Source organism: Curtobacterium sp. P97, from assembly GCF_023712445.1.
In the GTDB taxonomy this organism is placed as follows: Bacteria; Actinomycetota; Actinomycetes; order Actinomycetales; family Microbacteriaceae; genus Curtobacterium.
Window position 1 is genome coordinate 58,923 of the sequence record NZ_JAMAYF010000009.1, and the last position, 22,193, is coordinate 81,115.

Annotated in this window: 19 protein-coding genes; 7 read left to right on the forward strand and 12 right to left on the reverse strand. The window is 71.9% G+C overall.

Going from position 1 to position 22,193, the window contains the following annotated elements:
• Positions 1 to 112: 112 nt before the first annotated feature.
• The 4 genes from opgC to M3677_RS11035 form a co-directional block, all read right to left on the reverse strand.
• Positions 113 to 2,620 (reverse strand): OpgC domain-containing protein, encoded by a 2,508-nt coding sequence (gene opgC, locus M3677_RS18450; RefSeq protein ID WP_251160552.1) that lies wholly within the window; start codon positions 2,618 to 2,620, stop codon positions 113 to 115.
• A complete protein-coding gene (locus M3677_RS11025; protein WP_066652386.1) occupies positions 2,617 to 3,030 on the reverse strand; it encodes an ATP-binding protein in 414 nt (137 codons plus the stop codon). The genes opgC and M3677_RS11025 overlap by 4 nt, the downstream gene beginning before the upstream one ends.
• Positions 3,027 to 5,054, reverse strand: a complete 2,028-nt coding sequence (locus M3677_RS11030) for a glycosyltransferase (RefSeq protein ID WP_251160553.1) — start codon at positions 5,052 to 5,054, stop codon at positions 3,027 to 3,029. Before M3677_RS11030 ends, M3677_RS11025 begins: the two co-directional genes overlap by 4 nt.
• A 115-nt stretch (positions 5,055 to 5,169) precedes the next feature.
• Entirely contained in the window at positions 5,170 to 5,919 is a 750-nt protein-coding gene (locus M3677_RS11035) for a TetR/AcrR family transcriptional regulator (RefSeq protein WP_209683867.1), read from the reverse strand.
• A 121-nt stretch (positions 5,920 to 6,040) separates the two neighbouring features.
• Between M3677_RS11035 and M3677_RS11040 the strand changes: the two genes are divergently transcribed.
• On the forward strand, positions 6,041 to 6,970 hold the full coding sequence (locus tag M3677_RS11040; protein WP_251160554.1) for an NAD-dependent epimerase/dehydratase family protein: 930 nt from the start codon (positions 6,041 to 6,043) through the stop codon (positions 6,968 to 6,970).
• A 191-nt stretch (positions 6,971 to 7,161) separates the two neighbouring features.
• Here M3677_RS11040 and M3677_RS11045 read toward each other — a convergent pair whose 3' ends face one another.
• Positions 7,162 to 8,982 (reverse strand): DEAD/DEAH box helicase, encoded by a 1,821-nt coding sequence (locus M3677_RS11045; RefSeq protein ID WP_066652376.1) that lies wholly within the window; start codon positions 8,980 to 8,982, stop codon positions 7,162 to 7,164.
• A gap of 287 nt (positions 8,983 to 9,269) precedes the next feature.
• Between M3677_RS11045 and M3677_RS11050 the strand changes: the two genes are divergently transcribed.
• From M3677_RS11050 to M3677_RS11065, 4 genes are all read left to right on the forward strand, one after another.
• Complete coding sequence (locus M3677_RS11050) at positions 9,270 to 11,405, forward strand: MDR family MFS transporter (protein WP_235426705.1); 2,136 nt, start codon at positions 9,270 to 9,272, stop codon at positions 11,403 to 11,405.
• A 119-nt stretch (positions 11,406 to 11,524) separates the two neighbouring features.
• Entirely contained in the window at positions 11,525 to 12,115 is a 591-nt protein-coding gene (locus M3677_RS11055) for a TetR/AcrR family transcriptional regulator (protein ID WP_066652370.1), read from the forward strand.
• Positions 12,116 to 12,297: 182 nt separating this feature from the next.
• Positions 12,298 to 13,320, forward strand: a complete 1,023-nt coding sequence (locus tag M3677_RS11060) for a hypothetical protein (RefSeq protein WP_251160555.1) — start codon at positions 12,298 to 12,300, stop codon at positions 13,318 to 13,320.
• 256 nt (positions 13,321 to 13,576) lie between these two features.
• Entirely contained in the window at positions 13,577 to 13,999 is a 423-nt protein-coding gene (locus M3677_RS11065) for a glyoxalase (RefSeq protein WP_066652363.1), read from the forward strand.
• A 6-nt stretch (positions 14,000 to 14,005) separates the two neighbouring features.
• Here the strand turns inward: M3677_RS11065 and M3677_RS11070 are convergent, their stop codons facing one another.
• A complete protein-coding gene (locus tag M3677_RS11070) occupies positions 14,006 to 14,290 on the reverse strand; it encodes a hypothetical protein (RefSeq protein ID WP_251160556.1) in 285 nt (94 codons plus the stop codon).
• A gap of 64 nt (positions 14,291 to 14,354) precedes the next feature.
• Here M3677_RS11070 and M3677_RS11075 point away from each other — a divergent pair, with 64 nt between their 5' ends.
• On the forward strand, positions 14,355 to 14,663 hold the full coding sequence (locus tag M3677_RS11075) for a hypothetical protein (protein WP_066652360.1): 309 nt from the start codon (positions 14,355 to 14,357) through the stop codon (positions 14,661 to 14,663).
• Between the two features lie 54 nt (positions 14,664 to 14,717).
• On the opposite strand, the gene M3677_RS11080 is transcribed toward M3677_RS11075, so the two are convergent.
• On the reverse strand, positions 14,718 to 15,530 hold the full coding sequence (locus tag M3677_RS11080; protein ID WP_251160557.1) for a glycoside hydrolase family 16 protein: 813 nt from the start codon (positions 15,528 to 15,530) through the stop codon (positions 14,718 to 14,720).
• Between the two features lie 295 nt (positions 15,531 to 15,825).
• On the opposite strand from M3677_RS11080, the gene M3677_RS11085 reads away from it, so the two are divergent.
• A complete protein-coding gene (locus M3677_RS11085; protein ID WP_251160558.1) occupies positions 15,826 to 16,704 on the forward strand; it encodes a DUF808 domain-containing protein in 879 nt (292 codons plus the stop codon).
• Positions 16,705 to 16,832: 128 nt separating this feature from the next.
• Here the strand turns inward: M3677_RS11085 and M3677_RS11090 are convergent, their stop codons facing one another.
• From M3677_RS11090 to M3677_RS11110, 5 genes are all read right to left on the reverse strand, one after another.
• Positions 16,833 to 17,048: a hypothetical protein gene (locus tag M3677_RS11090; RefSeq protein WP_066652356.1), complete on the reverse strand. Its 216-nt coding sequence runs from the start codon at positions 17,046 to 17,048 to the stop codon at positions 16,833 to 16,835.
• Between the two features lie 100 nt (positions 17,049 to 17,148).
• Complete coding sequence (locus tag M3677_RS11095; protein WP_251160559.1) at positions 17,149 to 19,098, reverse strand: potassium transporter Kup; 1,950 nt, start codon at positions 19,096 to 19,098, stop codon at positions 17,149 to 17,151.
• 444 nt (positions 19,099 to 19,542) lie between these two features.
• Positions 19,543 to 20,247, reverse strand: a complete 705-nt coding sequence (mtnN, locus tag M3677_RS11100) for a 5'-methylthioadenosine/S-adenosylhomocysteine nucleosidase (protein WP_251160560.1) — start codon at positions 20,245 to 20,247, stop codon at positions 19,543 to 19,545.
• A 47-nt stretch (positions 20,248 to 20,294) separates the two neighbouring features.
• Positions 20,295 to 21,410, reverse strand: a complete 1,116-nt coding sequence (locus M3677_RS11105; RefSeq protein ID WP_251160561.1) for a HAMP domain-containing sensor histidine kinase — start codon at positions 21,408 to 21,410, stop codon at positions 20,295 to 20,297.
• Positions 21,407 to 22,105 carry a response regulator transcription factor gene (locus tag M3677_RS11110; protein ID WP_209683887.1) on the reverse strand — a complete coding sequence of 233 codons (699 nt, stop codon included), beginning with the start codon at positions 22,103 to 22,105 and terminating at the stop codon, positions 21,407 to 21,409. The genes M3677_RS11105 and M3677_RS11110 overlap by 4 nt, the downstream gene beginning before the upstream one ends.
• Positions 22,106 to 22,193: the final 88 nt, after the last annotated feature.

A 22,193-nucleotide genomic window follows, 5' to 3' on the forward strand; every position in this document is an offset into this window, starting at 1 on the left:
GGCCCGGCCCGAGACTCGGGCTCAGCGACGGTCCTCGTGCCGCCGACCGCGAGGACCGTCGGTCAGGACGAGACTCGGAGCCCGCTGCGACGGACCACGCCGCCCACGCGGGTCAGCGCGGGATGACCGAGAACATGAAGCGCTTCCGGATCATGTACCAGACCAGCAGGATCAGGGCCGTGTGGGCCGCGAAGCCGATCCAGCCGTTGAACCAGTCCACGCCCGGGATCGACGCGATGGCCAGCGCGAAGAAGACCTGCCAGACGAACACGTAGAGACTCGCCTGCCCGATCGGGATCCACAGCCACCCGATGACGGCGCTGATGGGCTTCCAGAACACGGTGAGGATCGCGTACGAGACGATCGCGAAGAAGGCGATGTCGACCAGACGCCCCCACTGCAGGTCCACCCGCTGGTACGCCGTGTTGTACAGGTCGTTGTACATCGACGCGGGGAACGGTGCCGGGGTGAACCCGAACTGGTCGCCCGCCCACACGTAGACGAGGAACGCGGCGTACCCGGTGATCCCGATGCCGATCAGGACCTTGCCGAGTCGGCCGGTCAGCGCCCCGATCACCTGGCGCCGGTAGTAGCCGAGCACCAGGCCGTGCGTGAAGACCACCTGCCAGGTGAGCAGCGGGAACACCGACTCGAACTGCGAGTTCAGCGGGCGGAACTCGGGGTTCAGCGCCTGGAACGCGTACAGCCCCCAGCTGACGAGGAGCAGCGCCCACCAGAAGCCGCGCCGGATCACCCACAGGAAGACGGGGATGAACAGGCTCAGCACCACGAACAGGCCCATGATGTTGAACGGCCACGGCCCCATCTCGAGCAGCAGGAACTGCCGGATCGCGAACCAGGGCGGCGGGTAGGCCAGCAGCTGCATCGCGTTCGGGTACAGGTCGTACACCCGGCCCTCGGCGCCGACGCCCCCGGTGCCGGTCCCCCGGTCGGTGAAGGTGGTGATCGCATCGGTGTTCAGGAACGGCACGAAGCTCAGCGCGAAGACGACCACGATCACCGCCAGGGTGACGACGTACTGCTTCCGCGCCCGCTTCCACGCCCCGACGGCCGCCACCCACTCGCCGAACTTCTTGATCGCGAACGGGTACGTCATGCCGAGCACCATGCCGGACAGGAACACGAACATCTCGGCGCCGGTGATCGCACCGGTGGCGTGCAGCGTGATGTACGAGTAGGGCCCGCCGATCTCGATGTGCGTGATCACCACCGCGAGGATGATGAACCCGCGGAAGAGGTCGAGGCGCAGGTCGCGCCCGGGCTTGCCGTCGTCGGGGTACCGCCAGCTCGGCAGCAGCCGTCCGACGAGCCCGCTCAGCAGGAACGCCGCTGCGAGGCCGAAGGCGCACCAGACGATCCACGCCATCTGGTCGCCGCCGGTCTCGTACTGCTGGCTGATCGCCGCGGCACCCTCCTGCGTCGTCACGCGCTCCGTCACCGGTCCGAGGACGAAGTCCCCGGCCTGTTCGAGGTCCGTCCGGAAGGACCCGGCGATCCCGGGGTCGGCCGTGTCCCGCCAGTCGGCGACGCGGTTGCCGGCCTCGGGCTCGCGCCGGTTCGTCTCGAGGAACGTCACGCCCCGGACCTCGGGGTGGTCCTGCACGGCGGCGATCACCTGCCGCCACCACGCCTGCTTGACCGGGAGCTCGGCCGCACCGCGCAACGAGTGGTCGTACAGCGCGCCGGTGTCGAGCAGCATCGGCCGGTCCTCGCCCTGTGCGAAGCGCTCGGTGAACGTGCCCTCGGACTGCGTCTGCTCGTACCCCCAGGTCTCGTCGAAGCGTGCCGCGACCTCGCCGTCCTGCGGGACCTCGTTGCGGGTCAGCGGGACGTCGCGACCGGCGGCCTCGGTCGCCTTGCCCTTGCCGAAGAAGAACATCGACAGCCCGACCCAGTCGACGCTCTCGGCGCCGGGCCAGTACGGGCCGTAGGGGTCGTCGGCGGCGGTGAGTCGGCCGTCGCCGTCGGTGTCCAGCTCGGCGACGTCGCTGCCCGACAGGGTCTGCAGCCGCCCGGCGGACTCGCCGAACGGGTAGCCCGCGCCGTACGACGGCGACCACACCATGGCAGCGTCGGAGTCACCCGCGTGCACGGCCGCGGCCAGCGTCCGGAACGCCGGGACGAACGCGGTCGGCTGCTGTCCCCAGCGAACCCACGTGCCGTTCATCTGGGGAGCGAAGCGCACGAGCAACTGGGTGTCGTACTGCCGGTGGACCTCCTCGAACAGCCGGTTCGCCGCGGCCGCGTCGGCCTTCGTGAGGGACCGCAGCGACCGCGACGGCTCCAGGCTCACCGCGAGCACCGCGCCCTGGGTCGCCGCCGCGCGGGTCGCCCGCAGGAACTCGTCCCGTGCGCTGCGGTCGAAGGGGTACTCGATCTCGACCCCGTAGACCGACGGCGTCGCGCCGAGCCGACCCTCGTACCCGTCGGGGGCGTCGCTCCCCCAGTCGAGGTCCGGGCCGAACCACACGCGCCCGTCGGAGGGCGTCTCGCCGGCACGAGACGGAGCCGACACGGCCGACGCGGGGAGCGCCCCGCCGAGCAGCAGCGTCCCGACGACGACGAGGAACGCGACGGCCTTCGCCAGCGCGCCCCTCACCGGTTGCACGCCAGGGTCCAGATGTTGTGGCCGCCGGTGTGCTCGTGCTCGAGGCGGTCGAGCGCGGCGATCGCCAGCGCGAGGCCGCGACCGCTCTCCTCGTCGGGGTCGGCCATGGTCACGGCGGACAGGTCGACGTCGGCGGGGCGCCCGTTGTCGGTGAGCACCGCGACGAGCTCACGGTCCGTGGCGCAGAGCTCCACCGTGTACCCGCGGCCGGCCTCGGCATCGGTGCGTCGCGTGTGCTCGACGATGTTGGCGGCGATCTCGGCGAGGGCGGTCTCGAGCGAGAAGCGGAGACGGGCGTCGTCGATCGCCATGGTGTCCCACCAGGCGCCGAAGCGGTCCTGCACGACGTCGAGCGACTCGGCGACGGCCGGGACGTCGAAGGTCAGGTCGTGGTCGGTCACAGTGGGCCTCCTGCCGTCGAGGACACGTGTTCGGACTGCGGCGTCCCCGCCTCCGGTCCGCGGTAGAGCACGGCGCGGACGACGATGCTGAAGATGAACAGGTCGAAGATCACCCACGCGGTGTTCACGAGCGGCGCGATGCCGTCCGCCTGGCCCGTGGCGTACCGGATCGCGATCATCACGAGGGCGGCGACGAGCGCACCCATCGCGTACAGCTGGGGCTTCACGAGGTCCCACCGCGGTCGCTGGTCGGACTCGTCCTTGACCTTCGGCGTGACCCGGAACCCCAGTGGCTTGCCACGGAACACGTTCTCGAACGCGCTCGTCACCGACTCGATCCAGACGGGGAACAGCGCGAGCGAGTACTGCTGCCCGCGCCACGTGGGTCTGCCGGCGGCCACCACCCAGAACAGCAGCTGGTTGAGCACGAGGAACGGGATGAGCCGCACGAAGAAGTCGACGCTGTAGGCCTGCACGGGCACGACACCGAACGACAGGCAGAGCACCGGGGCCGCGATGTACACGATCGCCGCGAAGCCCGACAGGTAGCTCCACATGGTCGAGAAGTACATGAGGCGCTGCCCCCACGACAGGCCCTTCTGCACGAGGGGGTTCTCGCGGAAGAAGACCTGCATGGTGCCCTGCGCCCAGCGGAGTCGCTGCACGAGCATGGTGGGCAGGTCCTCCGGCGCGAGGCCCTTCGCCAGGATCTCGTCGTGGTACGCGGACCTCCATCCCAGGCCGTGCAGGCGCATCGCGGTCGCCATGTCCTCGGTCACGGAGATCGTGGCGAGCGGCATGATCGGCTGGGCCTCGTCGTCGCGGTTCACGTCGAGCGCCCGGGCGAGCACCGCGATGGACTCGATCGCGGCCACCGGCGAGGCGTCCCGTCGTCCGAGCACGTCGAGGGCAGCGTCGTCGAGGCCGGCGAAGGTGTCCGCCTCGGTCGACATCGCGGCGAGCTCCTGCAGGTCACGGCGGACCGACTCGAGGTCGGCGGCGGCGAACCGGTACGCGATCGCGTCGATGCCGCGCTGGAAGTCGTAGGTGACGTCGCCGAGCGGTTCGCCGCGGTCGATCTGGTCACGGGCACGGTCGACGACCTGCTCCGCACCGTCGAGCGCGTCGAGCACCCGCGGGTCGGTCTCGGTCTCGCGGGCTCGTGCGAGCAGCTTCCGCGACGTCCTGATGGTCCGCTCGACGGACTCCTCGACCTCGCGCACGTAGCGGGTCACGCCGAGCTGCATGAGTGCCTCGCGCCGCAGGATCGCGTTCGATCCGCAGAAGAACGCCGCGTTCCAGCCGTCCTTCGACTGCTGGATGGGCCCGTAGAACAGCGGAGCCTGGCTGCCGAGCAGGTCGGCCTCGGGCACGTTCTCGAACCACTGCGGCGTCTGGACCAGCGCCATGCGCTCGTCCTTGAAGTAGCCGAGCGTCCGGTCGAGGATCGACGGCTCCGGGACCTGGTCGGCGTCGAGGATGAGCAGGAACTCGCCCTGCGTCGCGAGCAGCGCGTTGTTGAGGTTGCCGGCCTTCGCGTGCCGTGGCCGGTCGACCCAGTCGGCGCCGCGCGTGATCACGCCGATGCCGAGGGACTCGGCGGCGGCGCGCATCTCCGGGCGGTTGCCGTCGTCGAGGATCCACGTGGCGTGCGGGTGCGTGATCGCCTTCGCCGCACGGGCGGTGCGGACGACCAGCTCGACCGGCTCGTTGTACGTCGTGATGAAGACGTCGACGGTGACGTCCCCGGCGGGCTTCGTCGGCGGTTCCCCGCGTTCGCGGAGTCGCCAGGCGCCGAACGCGAACAGCAGCGAGTCGATCACGCTGTAGGTCTCCGCGAGGATCAGCGGCACCGCGATCCACCACGAGTGCCAGTTCACCGAGCCGATCCAGCGCCAGACGATGTAGTTGACGCCGGCGATCGACGCGAGGAGCGCGACGGTGCGCACGGTCGCGAGCCGCTTGGTCGGGGTACCGGTGGTGAGTCGGCGACGGTCCTGACGGCTGACGTCGAGCGCGGTCATCGGCGTCCTTCCTGCTGCAGCCGGCGAGCGCTGGGTGAGTGCGCCGTACCGCCCTGTCTACCGCAGGCAGGGCACCGCTGTCAGCCCGCCGCCCCGTCCGCGGGGTGAGATCGGCTCATCCGGGCGCTGCGAGCCCCAGATCGTGCGCGAGGCGGACGATCACCTCGTCGAAGTACGCCGCCGGGTCGGTCACCGAGCCGACCGCGTGCCCGAACAGCTCGAACGACAGGACGCCGAACACCGTCGTCCAGGCGATCAGGGTCCGCAGGACGACCTCGGGCGAGGGGTCGTCGTGGAAGCCGCGCTCTCGTGTGTAGGCGACCGCGTCGGCGACGGCGCCCGGCGCTGCGGGCCGCGAGCCGATCGCGGGACCGGCACCGAGCCTCCAGTCCGGAGCCAGCTCGGACCCGGCGACTCCCGACCACGCGTCGGTGACGACGCGGACGAGCACGTGCGTCGTCCGCGAGGCGGGCTCGACCGTGTCCTGCGGTGCGACGTACCCGGGCACGGGTGAGCCGTACAGGAGCGCGAAGTCCCCGGGGTGCCCGATCGCCCACTGCCGGACGGCACGACACGCGGCGACCCAGCGGCCGACGTGGTCGGACCGGTCGACCGGCGCCTCTGCCGCCTCGACCGCGGCGCCGAGTTCGTCGTAGTCGAGCACGAGCAGCGCGGTGAGCAGGTCGTCGCGGCTCGGGAAGTACCGGTACACGGCGGAGGACACCAGGCCGACGTCACGAGCGACGGCGCGCAGGCTCAGCTGCGCCGGTCCCTCCTCGGTGAGCCGGGCGCGCGCGGCCGCGAGGATGCTCGCGTGCACGGCCTCCCGTGCCAGGGACCGGGCGGTCCTCGCCTTCTCCACCATGCCGTCAAGCGTGCCACGGGAGAGCACTGCACACAAACGAGAGCACTGCTCTTGCATCGGAGCCCGTCCGGCTGCATGATGGCTTCCGAGAGCACTGCTCTCCCGAATCTCAGGAGGAACCATGCCCCGTCACCACGTCGTCGTCGGCGCCGGCCCCGTCGGTCGCCACACTGCGGCACTGCTGTCCGAGCGTGGCGACGAGGTCGTCGTCGTCACCCGCTCCGGACGCGACACCGGTCTGCCCGGGGTCCGCCACGTCGGGCTCGACGCCGCCGACGCGGACGCCCTGACGGCCGTCGCGGACGGCGCGGCAGCACTCCACAACTGCGCGAACCCCGGCGACTACACGCAGTGGGAGCGGGTGTGGCCGCCGCTGGCGTCCTCCCTCCTCACCGCCGCCGAGCGGACGGGTGCCGTGTACGCGATCACCGGGAACCTGTACCCGTACGGCCCGGTCGACGGACCGATGCGCGCGGACCTGCCCGACGCCGCGACCGACCACAAGGGCGTCCTGCGGGCCCGGATGTGGGCGGACGCGCTGGCGGCGCACGAGGCCGGACGCATCCGCACGGTCGAGGTCCGCGGCTCGGACTACGTCGGCCCGGGCACCGGCGTCAACGGGCACGTCACGCGGGTGCTCCCGACCGCGATGCGGGGGAAGCCCGTCACCGTGATCGGGCGCTCGGACCAGCCGCACTCGTACACCGACGTCGGCGACGTCGCGCGGCTCCTCGTCGCCGCGGCGGACGACGAGCGGTCGCACGGTCGGACCTGGATCGTCCCGACCAACGCACCGCGGACCCAGGAGCAGGTCCTCACCGAGATGCTCCGGACGGCCGGTCGGCCCGCCGTCCACGTGCGGTCACTGCCGATCGGCCTGCTCCGCGGGATCGGCGCGGTGTCCCCGTTCATGCGGGAGGTCGCGCAGCTCGGCTACCAGTGGTCGGCCCCCTACGTGGTCGACGACACCGCGACCCGGTCGCACTTCGGGTTCGGCCCGACGCCCTGGGACGAGGTCTGCCGCCGCACGGTGGACGGGCTGACCGTCTGAGCCGACCGGACGGGAGGCACGACCCGCGACGGGCGGGCGGCTCGCGTCCGTCCCGGAGTCGGCCCGGCAGTGGGCAGGGCCGATGGGGTCCCGCGACGCGACTGCGCGACCCCGGAGAACGGGGTCGCGCAGCGGATCAGTGGCCGGTCAGTGGCCGGTCAGTGGCCGGTCAGTGACCGACCGATGGCTGGTCAGTGCCGGGGCTTGCGTGCCGGACGGTCGTCGTCGCGGCGGTCGTCACGGCGGGGACGGTCGTCCCGACGGGGCGCACGCGGTCCGCGGTCGTCGCGGTCGTACCGACGGGCACCGCCGCGGCGGTCCGGCGCGATCTCGATGAGCTTCCCGCTGATCCGGGTGTCGGCGAGCCGGTCGAGCACGCCCGGGTCCATGCTCTCGGGCAGCTCGACGATCGAGAAGTCGGGTCGGATCTGGATCGCGCCGAAGTCGTCGCGCCGCAGGCCGCCCTCGTTCGCCAGGGCGCCGACGATCTGGCGCGGCTCGACGCGGTGGCGACGCCCGACCTCGATCCGGTAGGCGGTCATCGGCTGCGAGCGGCGCGGCCCACGGTCCTCGCGGCCACCACGGTCGTCGTCACGGTCGCGGCGCTCACCACGGCGGCCGTCGCGGTCCACCTGGTTGCGGAGCTGGTCGTCGGCCGGGTCGAGCAGCAGCGGCGAGTCACCCTGCGCCACGACCGCGAGCGCGGCCGAGACGTCCTCGGCGGGCACGTCGTGGTTGCGGACGTAGTGCGCGATGACGTCACGGAACTTCTCGATGCGGTCCTGCTGCTCGAGCGCCGCGGTGATCGCGTCGTCGAACCGGCTCAGGCGCGTCTCGTTGACGTCCTCGACCGTGGGCAGCTGCATCTGCGTGAGCGGCTGCTTCGTGTGGCGCTCGATGGCCGACAGGAGCCGGCGCTCGCGCGGCGTGACGAAGCTGATCGAGTCACCCTTGCGGCCCGCGCGACCGGTGCGGCCGATGCGGTGCACGTAGGACTCGATGTCGACGGGGATGTCGAAGTTCACGACGTGGGTGATGCGGTCGACGTCGAGGCCACGGGCGGCGACGTCGGTGGCGACCAGGATGTCGAGCTTGCCGGACTTCAGCTGGTTGACCGTGCGCTCGCGCTGCGCCTGGGCGACGTCACCGCTGATCGCCGCCGCGGCGTACCCGCGGGCGCGGAGCTTCTCGGCCAGGGTCTCGGTCTCGCTCTTCGTGCGGACGAAGATGATCATGCCCTCGAAGTCCTCGACCTCGAGGATGCGGGTGAGCGCGTCGACCTTCTGCGGGTACGACACCATCAGGTAGCGCTGCGTGATGTTCGCGGCGGTCTTCGTCTTGGTCTTGACGGTGATCTCGGACGGGTCGTTCAGGTACTGCTGCGAGATGCGACGGATCTGCGCGGGCATCGTCGCCGAGAACAGCGCGACCTGCTTGTCGTCCGGCGTCTCGGCCAGGATCGTCTCGACGTCCTCGGCGAAGCCCATCTTGAGCATCTCGTCGGCCTCGTCGAGCACGAGGTACTTCAGCTGGGACAGGTCGAGCGTGCCCTTGGCGATGTGGTCCATGATGCGACCGGGCGTGCCGACGACGACGTCGACGCCACGGCGCAGCGCGGACAGCTGCACGCCGTACGCCTGGCCGCCGTAGACGGGCAGGACGTGCACGTGCTTCATGTGCGACGCGAACTGCTCGAACGCCTCGCACACCTGCAGCGCGAGCTCACGGGTCGGCGACAGCACGAGGGCCTGGGGCACCTTGCTGCCCGACTCCATGCGGGACAGGATCGGCAGCGCGAACGCCGCGGTCTTGCCGGTGCCGGTCTGCGCGAGGCCGACGACGTCGCGCCCCTCGAGCAGCGTCGGGATCGTCGCTTCCTGGATGGCGGAGGGGGTCTCGTAGCCGATGTCCTTGACGGCCTTGAGCACCGGATCGCTCAGGCCGAGGTCGGCGAAGGTCACCACGGGCCCCTCGTCGGCGGTCTCGGTGGCGGTGGCGGTGTCCGTGCTCATGGGGAAACGGTACCTCGGACGGCGGACGCCCGCTGACGCGACCGGGCGAGCGGTGGCCGGACGGGAGGCGCGTGGCGGCGCCGCGACGCGCCTCCCGTCCGTCGCCATTTAGTTGCATTCCGGAACCACCGGATGTATCGTTGCGCGGTCTGCAAAGTTACACAGTACGAAAAAGGAGTTCGATGACCGCCACCGCACCCGTCTCGGTGCAGCAGGGCCGCGACACCGCCGGCCCCGACGCGGCGACCGGCGCGCACGCGCCCGGCACCTCCGGCCAGCAGCCGCTCATGACGCACCGCCAGATCCTCCTGGTGATCTACGGCCTGATGGCGGGCATGTTCCTGTCGTCCCTCGGCCAGACGGTGTTCGGCACGGCGATCCGCACCATCGGCGACGACCTGCACGGTCTCGACCAGCAGGCATGGGTGACCACGGCCTACCTGATCACGTCGACGATCGCGACGCCGATCTACGGCAAGCTCTCCGACATCTTCGGCCGACGGCCGCTCTACATCTTCGGCATCGTCGTCTTCATCCTCGGCGCCGTGCTGTCCTCGATGTCCACCTCGATGCTCATGCTCGCGGCCTTCCGTGCCGTGCAGGGCATCGGCGCCGGCGCGCTCATGTCGCTGCCGCTCGCGATCATGGGTGACATCCTCGCGCCGCGTGAGCGTGCGAAGTACCAGGGGTACTTCCTCGCCGTGTTCGGCATCTCGTCCGTCATCGGACCGCTCATCGGCGGCCTGCTCGCCGGCTCCTCCGAGATCCTCTGGATCACCGGGTGGCGCTGGGTGCTCCTCATCAACGTGCCGATCGGCGTCGCCGCGCTCATCATGGTGATCGTCTTCCTGCACCTGCCGAAGGTGCACGGCAAGGGCGACAAGCCGAAGGTCGACTGGTGGGGCGCGACGGCCGTCATCGTCACGCTCGTGCCGCTGCTGCTCGTCGCCGAGCAGGGCCGCACCTGGGGCTGGGGCTCGCCCGCCGCGATCGCCAGCTACGTGATCGGTGCGCTCGGACTCGTCGCACTGCTGCTCGTCGAGTCGAAGATGGGCGACGCGGCGATCATCCCGCTGAAGCTCTTCCGCTCCGGCACGTTCTCGATGGCGACCGTCATCGGGTTCCTGGTCGGCTTCGCGATGTTCGGCGCCATGCTGACCATCCCGCTCTACCTGCAGATCGTCGTGGGCCTGACCCCGACCGAGTCGGGCTTCGCCACGCTGCCGCTCGTCGGTGGGCTGATGATCGCGTCGATCACCTCGGGCCAGATCGTCGCCCGTGTCGGCCGCTACCGGATCTTCCCGGTCATCGGCACGTTCCTGGTGTCGGCCGGCTACGTCGTCCTGACCTTCATGACGATCGACAAGCCGCTCTGGTTCCTCATGATCGGCATGTTCCTGATCGGCCTCGGGCTCGGCTCGGTCATGCAGTCGCTGACCCTGGCGTCGCAGGGCTCGGTCGAGGCCCGGGACATGGGCGTCGCGACCAGCTCGGCGACGTTCTTCCGGCAGATCGGCGGAACGCTCGGCACCGCGGTGCTGCTCTCGATCCTGTTCTCGGTCATGCCGAGCAACATCCTGACGGCGACCGCGAACCAGGCCGACCTCAAGCCGGCGCTGTCGGCCGCACTCGACCCCGCGGTGGCGAGCAAGCCGGCCAACCAGGGCGCGATCGACACGATCTGGGCCCCGATCACCACCCCGCTGCAGCAGACCGTCCAGGGGAAGCTCGACGACGCCTCGGCGCAGGCGAAGCAGGCGGCCGACCAGGCCGTCACGCAGCAGGTCACCGCGGCCGTGCAGCAGCAGGTCGCCGCCGGTGCCGTGCCCGCAGCCGCGGCGCAGGGCGTGATCGACCAGCAGGTCGCAGCGGCCACCCCAGCCGCAGAGTCCGCAGCCCTCGAGGCCGTGGCGGACGAGGCGCACGCCAGCGTCCAGGACGGCACGGTGTCGGTCGACTGGTCGAACGCCTCGCAGCGGTCGTACTGGGTGGACGAGCTCACGCCGGCCCTGGCGAAGCAGATCGACGACGGCGCCAGTTCGGACTCCGCGGCGACGAGCACGAACGACACCTCGTTCCTCACCGGCGCCGACAGCCGCCTCACGCGGCCGTTCATGGCGGGCTTCAACGCCTCGTCCGTGACGATCTACTGGGTCGGACTCGGCGTGATCCTGCTCGCCTTCGTGCTCACCTGGTTCTTCCGGGTGCCGCCGCTGCGCCAGCGCTCGGCGCTGCAGGAACAGCACGACGCCGCGAACGGATCCTCGTCAGACGGCTCCTCGTCCGACGGTTCCTCGTCCGATGTCGACCGCTCGGCGCCGTCGGCCGAGGCCGAGCTCGAGGCCCGCGCCGGGCTCGCGGCAGCCGAGGCCGGATCGTTCACCGGGCCGATGACCGGCTCCACGCCGACCCAGCGTCGGTGACCCCCGGCCGCCCGCACCCCGCCCGGGGTGCGGGCGGCCTCCCCGTGCCGGACCCGTCCGGCGCAGACGACCCGGGCCACCGCAGGACACGGTGGCCGCCCAGCACCACAGGAGTGCACGTGAGCACCACAGCAGCACCGGAGCCGGTCACCGCGCCGTGCACGTTGCGCGAGCGGAAGAAGCAGCAGACCCGGCAGGCGCTCCACGACGCCGCCCTGACGCTCGTCTCCGAGCACGGTCTCGACGGCGTCACCGTCGAGCAGATCTGCAGCGACGCCGACGTCTCCCCGCGGACCTTCTTCAACTACTTCACGTCGAAGGCGCACGCGGCGCTCGGTCTCGACACCGTCGAGGTGCCGGAGTGGGCGGCCACGCGCTTCGCCGAGGCGGACGGCCGACTCGTCGACGACCTGTGCGTCCTGATCGCCGCGACCGTCCCGCTCTCCCAGGACCGCCGCCGGATGAAGGAGCTCCTCGTGCTCCGACCCGAGATGGCACCGATGGTCATGCAGTGGATGGCCGAGTCGCGGCAGTCGCTCCTCGCCACGGTGTCGTCGCGCACCGACGAGCAGACCGCTCGCACGGCCGTCGGACTCGTGCTGTCCGCGCTGTCCGAGGTCGCGCACCGCGACACCGTCGGTGACAGCGACGAGCTCGCGGTGAAGCTCCGCACCGTCGTCGCCGAGATGGGCGCGATCGCCGCGTCCTGATCCGCGCCCGCGGTGCGACGCACGGTGCCGCACGGCGCTGCGGGGTTCCACAGGGTCCCTTCGGGAAGCCGCAACCGATCGTCCGCGAAGGTTCCTCGCCGCCTACGCTCGCGGCACCGGACGTACCCGACGACCGGTCCCGGCGCGGTCTCCCGACGCTCCGGGGATCCGCGAGGAGCACCATGCACCACGTCCCGAGCGCTCGGTCCGCAGCGCGCACCACCGCAGCGGCTGCCGCCGTGCTGGTCGCCGCCGCACTCGGCGTCCTGCCGGCCGCCACGGCCCGGGGCGCCACCCAGCCCGTGTCGGCGTCGACAGCGTCGTCGTCGCCGACACCGGTCACCCCGCCGACGACGGCGGACGTGCCGTCCTGGGCAGCGGCCACCAGCGAGTCCTCCCCCCAGGTGCTCCCGACCGTCCGGGCCGGCGAACCGTCCTCCGCCGACCTGCGCGCACGGGACGCCGACGGAGCCACGTACTCGCTCACCACCGCCGACGGCGCCACGGCCCACCCGGACGACGGGCTGACCTTCGCCCACGGTGTGCTCTCCGGCACCCCGACCCACGCGGGCACCGCCACCGTGCGGGTCACCGCGACGACCGCGGTCGGCTCCGCGGAGCACTGGGTGCGCTGGACCGTCCTGCCGGCTGCCGCCACCGGCGTCGGCGTGGTCGTCCGCACCGTCCCCGCCGCGTCGGACGGTACGTACACCTGGGTCGGTGCCGACGGCCGGGTCTACCCGGATCCGCTGAGCGTGGCGCTCGGCGGCTCCCTCACGCTCGAACCGTGGACGACCGACCGGTTCGGCAACACGGTGGCGGTCGCCGAGGACGCCGAGGTCCGTGCGAGCGACGACGCCGACCGGGTCGACCGCGCCGACGGGACCGTCACGGTGACCTTCACCGGTGCGGCGTCGCAGACCGTCCGGGTGTCGCTCGACGGCACCGCGACCACGTTCCCGGTGCGGGTGACCGGCGGACGGGCGGCGACCGCTCCCGAGGGAGACGCCACCACCGCAGCTCGGGTCGGGCAGGACCCGGACGGTGGTTCGTCGAGCGCCCGCTCCGTCGCGGACACCGCCGGTGAGCTCGCCTGGACCGGGGCCGATGCCGCCGTGCCGATCGGCTGGGCCGTGGCGCTCCTCACGCTCGGCACGGCCGTGGTCGGACTGCGCCGGGCGCGTCGGACGCGGCACCGCGCCTGAGCCGGGCGGCCGGCCCGAGACGCCGGCGTTTCGCCGTGCCGGACGGGTCCGAGACGCCGGCGTCACCGCGAGACGCCCCCGATCGCGCGAGACGCCGTCCTCTTCGGCGGCGTCTCGGCACGACACCGGCGTCTCGGCACGACGGCGGCGTCTCGGCACGACGCCGGCGTCTCGGCACGACGCCGGCGTCTCACATCGACCACGGACAGGGAGGCCGAAGGGGGCCCGCCTGCGAGCACCGGAGTACGGTCAGCCCATGGACGGCACAGCCCCGACCCCGTACCTCCTGCTCCCCGGCACCGCCCGCACGGCGCTCGCCCGCTGGCAGCAGGTCTTCGGCGGCGACGTCCGCGTCACCTCGTACGAGGAGGCCGCTCGCGAGGACGGGCCGCCCGGCGCCGTGGCGCACGGCGAGCTCGTCGGCCCGGTCCGGCTCTTCGCCGCCGACACCGGCCCCGACGACACCGCGCTCGCGGTCTCCGGCCTGTTGTTCGCCCTGCTCGGGAGCGCCCGGCCCGAGGTGCTCCGGCGGTGGTTCGTGGACCTGGCCTCCGACGGCACGGTGGTCGACGACCTCCAGGAGCGGCCGTGGGGCGACTGGGACGGAACGGTGCGCGACGCGTTCGGGGTGACCTGGTTGATCGGGTTCGAACGGTCAGCGCTCGACGACCAGGACTGACCAGCCTCAGTCCGTCGGGTGCTCGTCGGACCCGAGCGGGAGCAACGGCGCCCAGAACGCGTCCGGGCCGTCCGTGACGACGGCGTCGGCCTCGAAGCGGAACCCGTACCCGCGCACGAAGCCGAGGGCTGCGACCCGCTCGTCCTCGGCATCGTCGGACGCAGCGTCGGGGAGGTGCACGCCGTGCCCCATCCGGACGCCGGAGTCGCTGACGAGGGTGAGGTCCCACCGGCCCTCCTCCGCGCGCTCGATCCGGACGACGGCGGCCTGTGCAGCGGTGAAGTCAGCCATGCAGCGGATCCTACGGACGGCCGCCCGGGCGCGTTCAGGGTTCCGACGCCCGTACCCTGACCGCATGGACACCCCACAGCCGTCCGGCACGACGAAGCGCCGGATCACCCTCGACCTCGGTCGCCCCCTGCTGACCTGGGGAGCCCGACCGACGGTGACGATCGACGGCGTCGGTCACCCGGCCCAGTGGGGCACCGGCACGTGGGCGGTCGCCGACGACGGGTCGACCCGGATCGGCGTCTCCTGCTTCAACCGCCTGTGGCACTTCGGCACCGCCAGCGGCACGGTCGGCGATGCCGACGGCTTCGCCTACCGCAGCGGCGCACTGCCACTGGGCCGCGGTCGGCTGACCGCCCGTCGCACCGCAGGCTGAGCCCGGAGGCGCGGTGCCGGTGGGCGGTCCCGCTCACCGGCACCGCGCCTCCCGTCAGTCGTAGATCGCGATCCAGTCGACGCTCACGTGCCCCGAGGCGCCCGCCGGCACGCGCCCACCGGTGTCGGTCTCGGCCTGCAGCGTGACCCGCATCGGCTTCGTCGGCACGGCCTTCGTCGTCGACGCGACCAGCTTGCCGTCCCAGAAGAAGCGGACCACCTTGCTGTCCCACTCGGTGGTGGCGACGTGGTAGCTGCTCGTGTCGGTGGCCGCGAAGGTCTCACGCTCCGGCTGGAAGGTCATGGCACCGTTCCGCAGGCTGCCCGGGATGGCCGACGCGGGTCGGGGCTTCGCGCCGAGGGCCGCTTCGGGCCAGTCGATCTCGCCCTCGTTCCACCGGTCGCTCGACGGCCACAGGATCACGACGAACTTGTACCCGGGGGTCTTCGTGGTCTTGTAGCGGATCGAGACGCGGCCGGTGCGGTGCGGCGCGTAGCCGTCGGGCATGACGGCCGCGGCGAGCGGCTGACCGCGGTCGGACCGCAGCCAGAAGTCGAGCGCACCGTTCTGCACGCTCAGCACCTTCGACGGCGTGTAGCGCCCCTGACCGCTCGTGTCGGAGAACCCGTCGTACAGGCCCATGCCCGGGTACTTCGCGGCGACCTCGCCCGCCGGCGCGGCCGTGGCGAAGTCCTGCCGGTAGGTCTGCTTCCAGGTCCGACCGTTCGACACGACGGTGCCCTTCGGGGCGGAGGTCGTCGTGGTCGACGTCGGTGCGGCGGACGCGGAGGGGGGAGCCGAGACATCGGCGACCGCGCCGACTGCGAGCACGGCGACGGTGAGGGCTGCGACGATCGAGGACTGCAAGGGGCGCTCCTGCCTGTGGGCGCCGACGTGGGTGGCGTCGGCGGACCGTGGTGGTGGTGCTCGGTGTGCCCTGCTGTGTCGGCTCGGGAAGGGCTGCCGTCAGTGGAACGACGGGCGGCTGCCAGGCAACCCCCAGTGGCGTACCCCGTTCGCGCGAGCAGAACGGTCTGACTGCTCGCCGCTCCGCGGATGTCGGCGCGGACCCGCCGTCACACGTACCCCGATCTGGGGGAAGCGCCGGCCGGTGGGAGGGCGCGGGACGGACGCCGGTGACCGCTCCAGTAGGGTGAGCGACATGTCAGTCGGGTTGCTCGCCGTGGTGGACGACATCCTCTCCGCGGCCCTCAAGGCCAGCGCGAAGACCGCGGGGGTCGTGATCGACGACGCGGCGGTCACTCCGCAGTACGTCCAGGGACTGCAACCGGCTCGCGAACTCCCCGTCGTCGGGCGCATCGCGCTCGGCAGCCTCTTCAACAAGTTCGTCATCATCATCCCGTTGGCGCTGCTGCTGTCGGCGTTCGCCCCGTGGGTGCTGCCCTGGCTGCTCGTCATCGGCGGCACGTACCTGTGCTTCGAGGGCGCCGAGAAGGTCACCGAGTGGTTCGGTGTGCACCACGAGGCCGCCGGCGACGCGCAGCCGACCACGGAGCCCAAGCTCGTCTTCGGCGCCGTGCGCACCGACCTCGTCCTCAGCACCGAGATCATGCTCATCGCCCTGTCGAGCCTGGACACCGGGCTCGACTTCTGGCCGAAGGTCGGTGCCCTCGCGCTGATCGGGCTCGGGATGACGGCCCTGGTCTACGGCGCCGTGGCGCTCCTGGTGAAGGTCGACGACATCGGCCTGCAGATGATGAAGAACGACTCCCGGCGGACCCGCCGTGCCGGTGCGCGGATCGTGCGCGCGATGCCGACGGTGTTCCGGGTCATCAGCATCGTCGGCACGGTCGCCATGCTCTGGGTCGGTGGGCACCTGGTGATCGCGAACCTGGCGGAGACGTTCTGGGCGGGCCCGGAGGAACTGCTGCACGTGGTCGAGCACGCGGTCGAGGCCGCCGGCCCGGTCGTCACGTGGATCGTCGACACCGCGGTGTCGGCCGTGTTCGGGCTCGTGCTCGGCATGGTCGTGGTCGGCATCGTGCTCGGTGTCGGTCGCCTGCGGGGCCGCGCACACTGACCCGGCCGGGCTCCCCCGACGGCACGGTCCGCGCGGTCCTCCTGGCGCGCTGTGGACGTGGCCGGCAGGTCGTCACCGCGACCGGGCGGAGTGCTGCGGCAGCCCGGTCCGGCCGAGGGACGGGGGTCTCAGGCGTCGCCGACCGCGGTCTCCCACTGGTACCAGGCCTCGAGCTGCGCCTGCGCACTGCCGAGGGCACTGTGCGACCCGCGCACCGATCCGTCCTCGGACTCGAGCTCGTACTGCCGCTGGAGCGTGATGCGGGCCAGCACGCGGCCGTCGGCCCACGCCGACCAGGAGGCGTCGCTGTCCTGACGCCAGGTGAGGTCGTTCCGGTGTGCCATGGTGCGGCTTCCGTTCGGTGCCGCAGGAGCCCGGGTGGCGGAACGACCCGTCGGACGCTACGCCGTCCGCCTGGACGGTGCTCAGCCGCACGGACGGCGCTCAGAGCTCGACGTCGCTGCCCATCGTCACCGTGCGCTGTGCCGGCAGCCCGAAGCGCGCTGCCGGATCGGCCGCGTTGTGCGCCAACCCGACGAAGAGCTTCTTCCGCCAGCGCGCCATGCCGCGGTTGCCTGCCTGCGGTCGGAGCGCACCGCGCGAGATGAAGTACGACGCCCCGGCGATCGCCTCCGGATCGACGTCGAGCACCTCGGCCAGGCACGCGGCGTGCAGTGCCCGCGGCAGGTCCTGGTCGTCGGAGAACCCGAACTTCACCGTGATGTGGTCGATGCCGTCGTCCTCGTACCCGAGGTCGTCGCGGAAGAACGCCTTGGCATGCGGCACGTGCGGCACGTTCGCGGTGAGCACCGAGACGATGATCACGGTCCGGTGCACCACGTGGTTGTGCTCGACGTTCGCGCGGAGCGCCAGCGGGGTCGTCTCCTTGTTGGGGTGCGGGAAGATCGCGATGCCCTCGACCCGTGGGACGTGCTTCGTGTTGATGCGCTCGATGAACTCGGCGAGTGAGCCCTCGCGTTCCTTGCGTTCCTCCTGCACGAGCTGCCGCCCCCGGCGCCAGGTCGTCATCAGCGTGATCACCGCGAGGGCGATGAGCAGCGGGACCCAGCCGCCGTGCACGATCTTCGACAGGTTGCCGGCCAGGAAGGTCAGCTCGAGCCCGCCGAAGACCACCGCGGCCAGCACGAGCTTCCACGTCGCCCAGTGCCAGAGCGGCTTGACGACCAGGAGCAGCAGCAGCGTGTCCACGACCAGCGCGCCGGTCACCGACACCCCGTACGCGGTGGCGAGGCTCGCCGACGACCGGAAGGCGAGCATGATCGCGAGGACACCGATGAAGAGCAGCAGGTTGACCGCCGGCAGGTAGATCTGGCCGCCTTCCTCCCGCGAGGTCTGCCGGATCGTCAGGGGCGGCAGCAGCCCGAGCTGGACGGCTTGACGCGTGAGCGAGAAGGCGCCGGAGATGACCGCCTGGCTCGCGATCACCGTGGCCATCGTCGCGAGCACGACGACCGGGATCTGCAGGGCGTCCGGGAAGAGCAGGAAGAACGGGTCCTTCGCCGCCGAGGGGTCCTGCAGCACCAGCGACGCCTGGCCGAGGTAGTTGAGCACGAGCGCCGGGAACACCACGAAGAACCAGGCGCGGAGGATCGCCGGACGGCCGAAGTGGCCCATGTCCGCGTACAGCGCCTCGGCCCCGGTGATGACGAGCACGACGGCACCCATCGCCACGAACGTGATGTACGGGTGGGCGACGAGGAAGGAGATCGCCCAGGTCGGCGAGAGCCCCTGCAGCACGCCGGGGTGCGCGACGATGTGCGGGACGCCGGCCGCGGCGATGACCACGAACCAGAGCAGCATCACCGGACCGAACAGGTTGCCGACCTTGCCGGTGCCGAACCGCTGCACGAGGAACAGCAGCACGAGGATGACGGCCGCGATCGGCACGATGAGGTGCTCGAGCGACGGCGCCGCGGTCGAGAGCCCCTCGACCGCGGAGAGCACGGACACGGCCGGGGTGATGACCGAGTCGCCGTAGAAGAGCGAGACACCGATGATGCCGATCACCAGGAAGACCGTCGCGCCCCCGCGCCGCTTCGCGTAGAGCCGGCGCGCCAGTGCGGCGAGCGCCATGACCCCGCCCTCGCCGTCGTTGTCGGCGCGCATGAGCACGAGCACGTACTTGATCGACACGACGATCGTGACGCTCCAGAACATGATCGAGATGACGCCGTAGACGTCCTCCTGGTTCGCCTTCACGATGCCGCCGTCGATGGTGAACACCGTGCGGAGGGCGTACAGCGGGCTGGTGCCGATGTCGCCGAACACGACGCCGAGGGCGGTGAGGGCGAGGGCTGCGATGCCCTTCGCCGGCCCGTGCGAGGGGTCGTCGACGGTGTCGCTCGTCGGCGCCGGGGAGCGGGTCTCGGTCACGCTCGTCACTTCCGTCCGGGCCGTCCGGGCGACGGCCGCGGATCATCATCGCACCGGCGGAGCGTCGAGGCACTCGGCTGGCGCCCAACCGTGCACGAGTGTGCGGAGACCGGCTGTCGTGCAGGAGTCGTACCCCGTCCCCTCGACGCGTACAGGAACCGCGTCCTACCGTTCGGGTCGATGCGAGCGCGGACGTCCCGCGCACGGAAGGAGTGCACCATGGACCTCGACGGGTTCCAACCGGCCCAGCTGATCGTCTTCGTGATCGCGGTCGTCCTGGTGTTCGGCGGCCTGATCGCCAGCCGCCGGCGTCGCTGACCCGGCGCTCACCCGGTCTGCCGCCACGCGCGTCCGACGCGGGCGACCGACGGACGGGAGGCGCGGGACCGACGGGTGCCCTGCCTCCCGTCCGGTGGGCGGCGGTGGTCGCTGGTGGTCGCCGCCTCAGGCCGCCAGGTCGAGCAGCACGTCGTGCGCCACGCGCGCTGCGCGTGCCGACGCGTCGTCGAGGTGCTCCCGGAACTCGTCGCCGTCCGGTGCGCACAGGTCGCTGATCCCACGGATCGACAGGAACGGCATGTCGTGCACGTGCGCGAACTGCGCGATGGCCGCGGACTCCATGTCCACCGCTGCGACCGCGGGGAAGACCTCGCGCAACGCACGGGCGCGCCCCTCGGTGACGAAGACCTCGCTCGAGCCGATGGTCGCGGATCGGATGCGGTACGGCGTCCGAGCAGCGGCGGCGCGGGCGAGCATGCGGGAGTCGGGCGCGTACTGCGGCGGCATCCCGGGGACCTGCCCGAGCGCGTAGCCGAACGCCGTCGCGTCCGCGTTGATGTTCACGTAGTGCTCGCCGACGACGACGTCACCGATCTCGATGCCGCGCATGAGCCCGCCGGCGGTCCCGACGCTGAGCACCGGGACGGTGCCGAAGTCGTGGAAGCAGTGCGCGACGGCGGCCGTCGCGTTCGTGAACCCGATGCCGCTGCGGCGGAGGGCGACCACCGATCCGCCGACGTCGAGCAGGTGGTGCTCGTCGTGTCCGCCCACCGGCCCGTCGTCGATGACGACACCACCCAGCAGGGTGGCGACGGCGGAGAGTTCCTCGGTCATCGCGGCGATGACGACGGCGACGGGCGTTGCTTGCACCGACCGATCCTCGCACGGAGCGGCCCGGCTCCCGTGCACGACGGCGGTCACGCGGCAGAGGACGGCCCGGCCGGGCACCCCGCGGCGGGCAGTGCCACCTCGACGACGAGACCGCCCTCCGGACGTGCGGCGACGTCGAGCGTGCCACCGTGCGAGGTCACGATCGCCGCGACGATCGCCAGACCGAGACCGGCGCCGGCGTCGTCCTCGCGCCGCCGCGAGGCCACCCGTTGGAACGGCTCGGTGAGGGTCGGGACGACCGCGGCCGGCACGACGGCACCGGGGTTCTCGACCACGACGACCGACGCGCCCTGCCGGGTGCCCGTCGTGACGCGGACCCAGCCGTCCCGCCCCGGGCCGACGTTGTGGACGACGGCGTTCTGCAGGAGGTTCGTCACGAGCTGGAGCAGCAGGGACGTCGAGCCGGTCGTCCACGCCGTCGCCGTGACGGGCTCGACGTCGATGCCCCGCGCCTCGGCGAGGGGCAGGACGGTCTCGACGGCCTCGTCCGCCAGGAGCGACAGGTCCACCCGCTCGCGGTCCGGGAGCTCCCGGCCGGCTCGTGCGAGCACCAGCAGGGCCTCGGTCAGGTCGACCGCCCGCTCGTTCACGTTCCGCAACCGCTCGAGGACCCCGGCCGGGTCGCGGTCCGGCTCGCGGGCGGCGACCTCGAGCAGCGCGCGCGTCGTGGCCAGCGGCGTCCGCAGCTCGTGCGACGCGTTCGCCGCGAAGCGCTGCTGCTCCGCCACGTACGCCTCGAGCCGCCCGACCATGCCGTCGAACGCGTCGGCGAGGTCACGGAACTCGTCGCGTCGCCCGGGGAGCGCGACGCGGTGCGCGAGCGACCCGGCCGCGACCTGTCGCGTGGCGTCGGTGATCCGCTGGAGCGGCGCCAGCACCCGGCCGGCGAGGAACCACCCGCCGACCAGCCCGACGACCACGAGTGCCACGGACACCGCGGCCGCTGCGGGGACGAACGCACGGACGAGGTCGGAGCGGTCGGGGACGTAGCCGTCGGTCGTGGCCAGGTTCCCGACGGGCACGTACCGCAGGAGGAACACCCAGACCACGGCGAGGATCAGCGCTCCGGTGAGCACCACCACCCCCGCGTAGCTGAGGGCGAGTCGCACCCGCACGCTGGCGCCGCGGCGACGGTCGGTCACGAGCCGCCGTCCGTCACGCCGCCGGCACGCGGTCCGTCGGTGTCGATGCGGTAGCCGACGCCCGGCACGGTGGCGATCACCCACGGCTCCCCCAGACGCTTGCGGAGCGCCGACACCGTGATCCGGACGGCGTTCGTGAAGGGGTCCGCGTTCTCGTCCCAGGCGCGTTCGAGCAGCTGCTCGGCACTCACCACCCCGCCACCGGCGCGGACGAGGACCTCGAGCACGGCGAACTGCTTGCGGGTGAGGGCGACGTGGTGGCCGTCGCGGAAGACCTCGCGGCGGAACGGGTCGACCCGCAGCCCCGCCGCTTCGAGGACCGGTGGGCGGTGCTCGCCGCTCCGCCGTGCCAGCGCGCGGACGCGGAGCACGAGCTCCCGCAGTGCGAACGGCTTCGTCAGGTAGTCGTCAGCACCGACGGCGAAGCCGGAGACCTTGTCGTCGAGTCGGTCGGCCGCGGTCAGCATGAGCACCGGGACGCCGGCGTCGGTCGCGACCAGGTGTGCGGCGACCTCGTCGCCGGTCGGCCCGGGGACGTCCCGGTCGAGCACCGCGACGTCGTAGCGGTTCAGCGCGAGGAGCTCGAGCGCGGCGTCCCCGTCCTGCGCGACGTCGGCCGCGATGGCCTCGAGGCGGAAGCCGTCGCGGACGGCCTCGGCGAGCAGGGGTTCGTCCTCGAGGATCAGCACACGCACGGCACCGATGCTAGGCGGCGGTACGTGTCGGGAGCGTATGCGGAAACGCGTACGCTCCGACGACACGGTCCACGCTGCACTGGTCGAC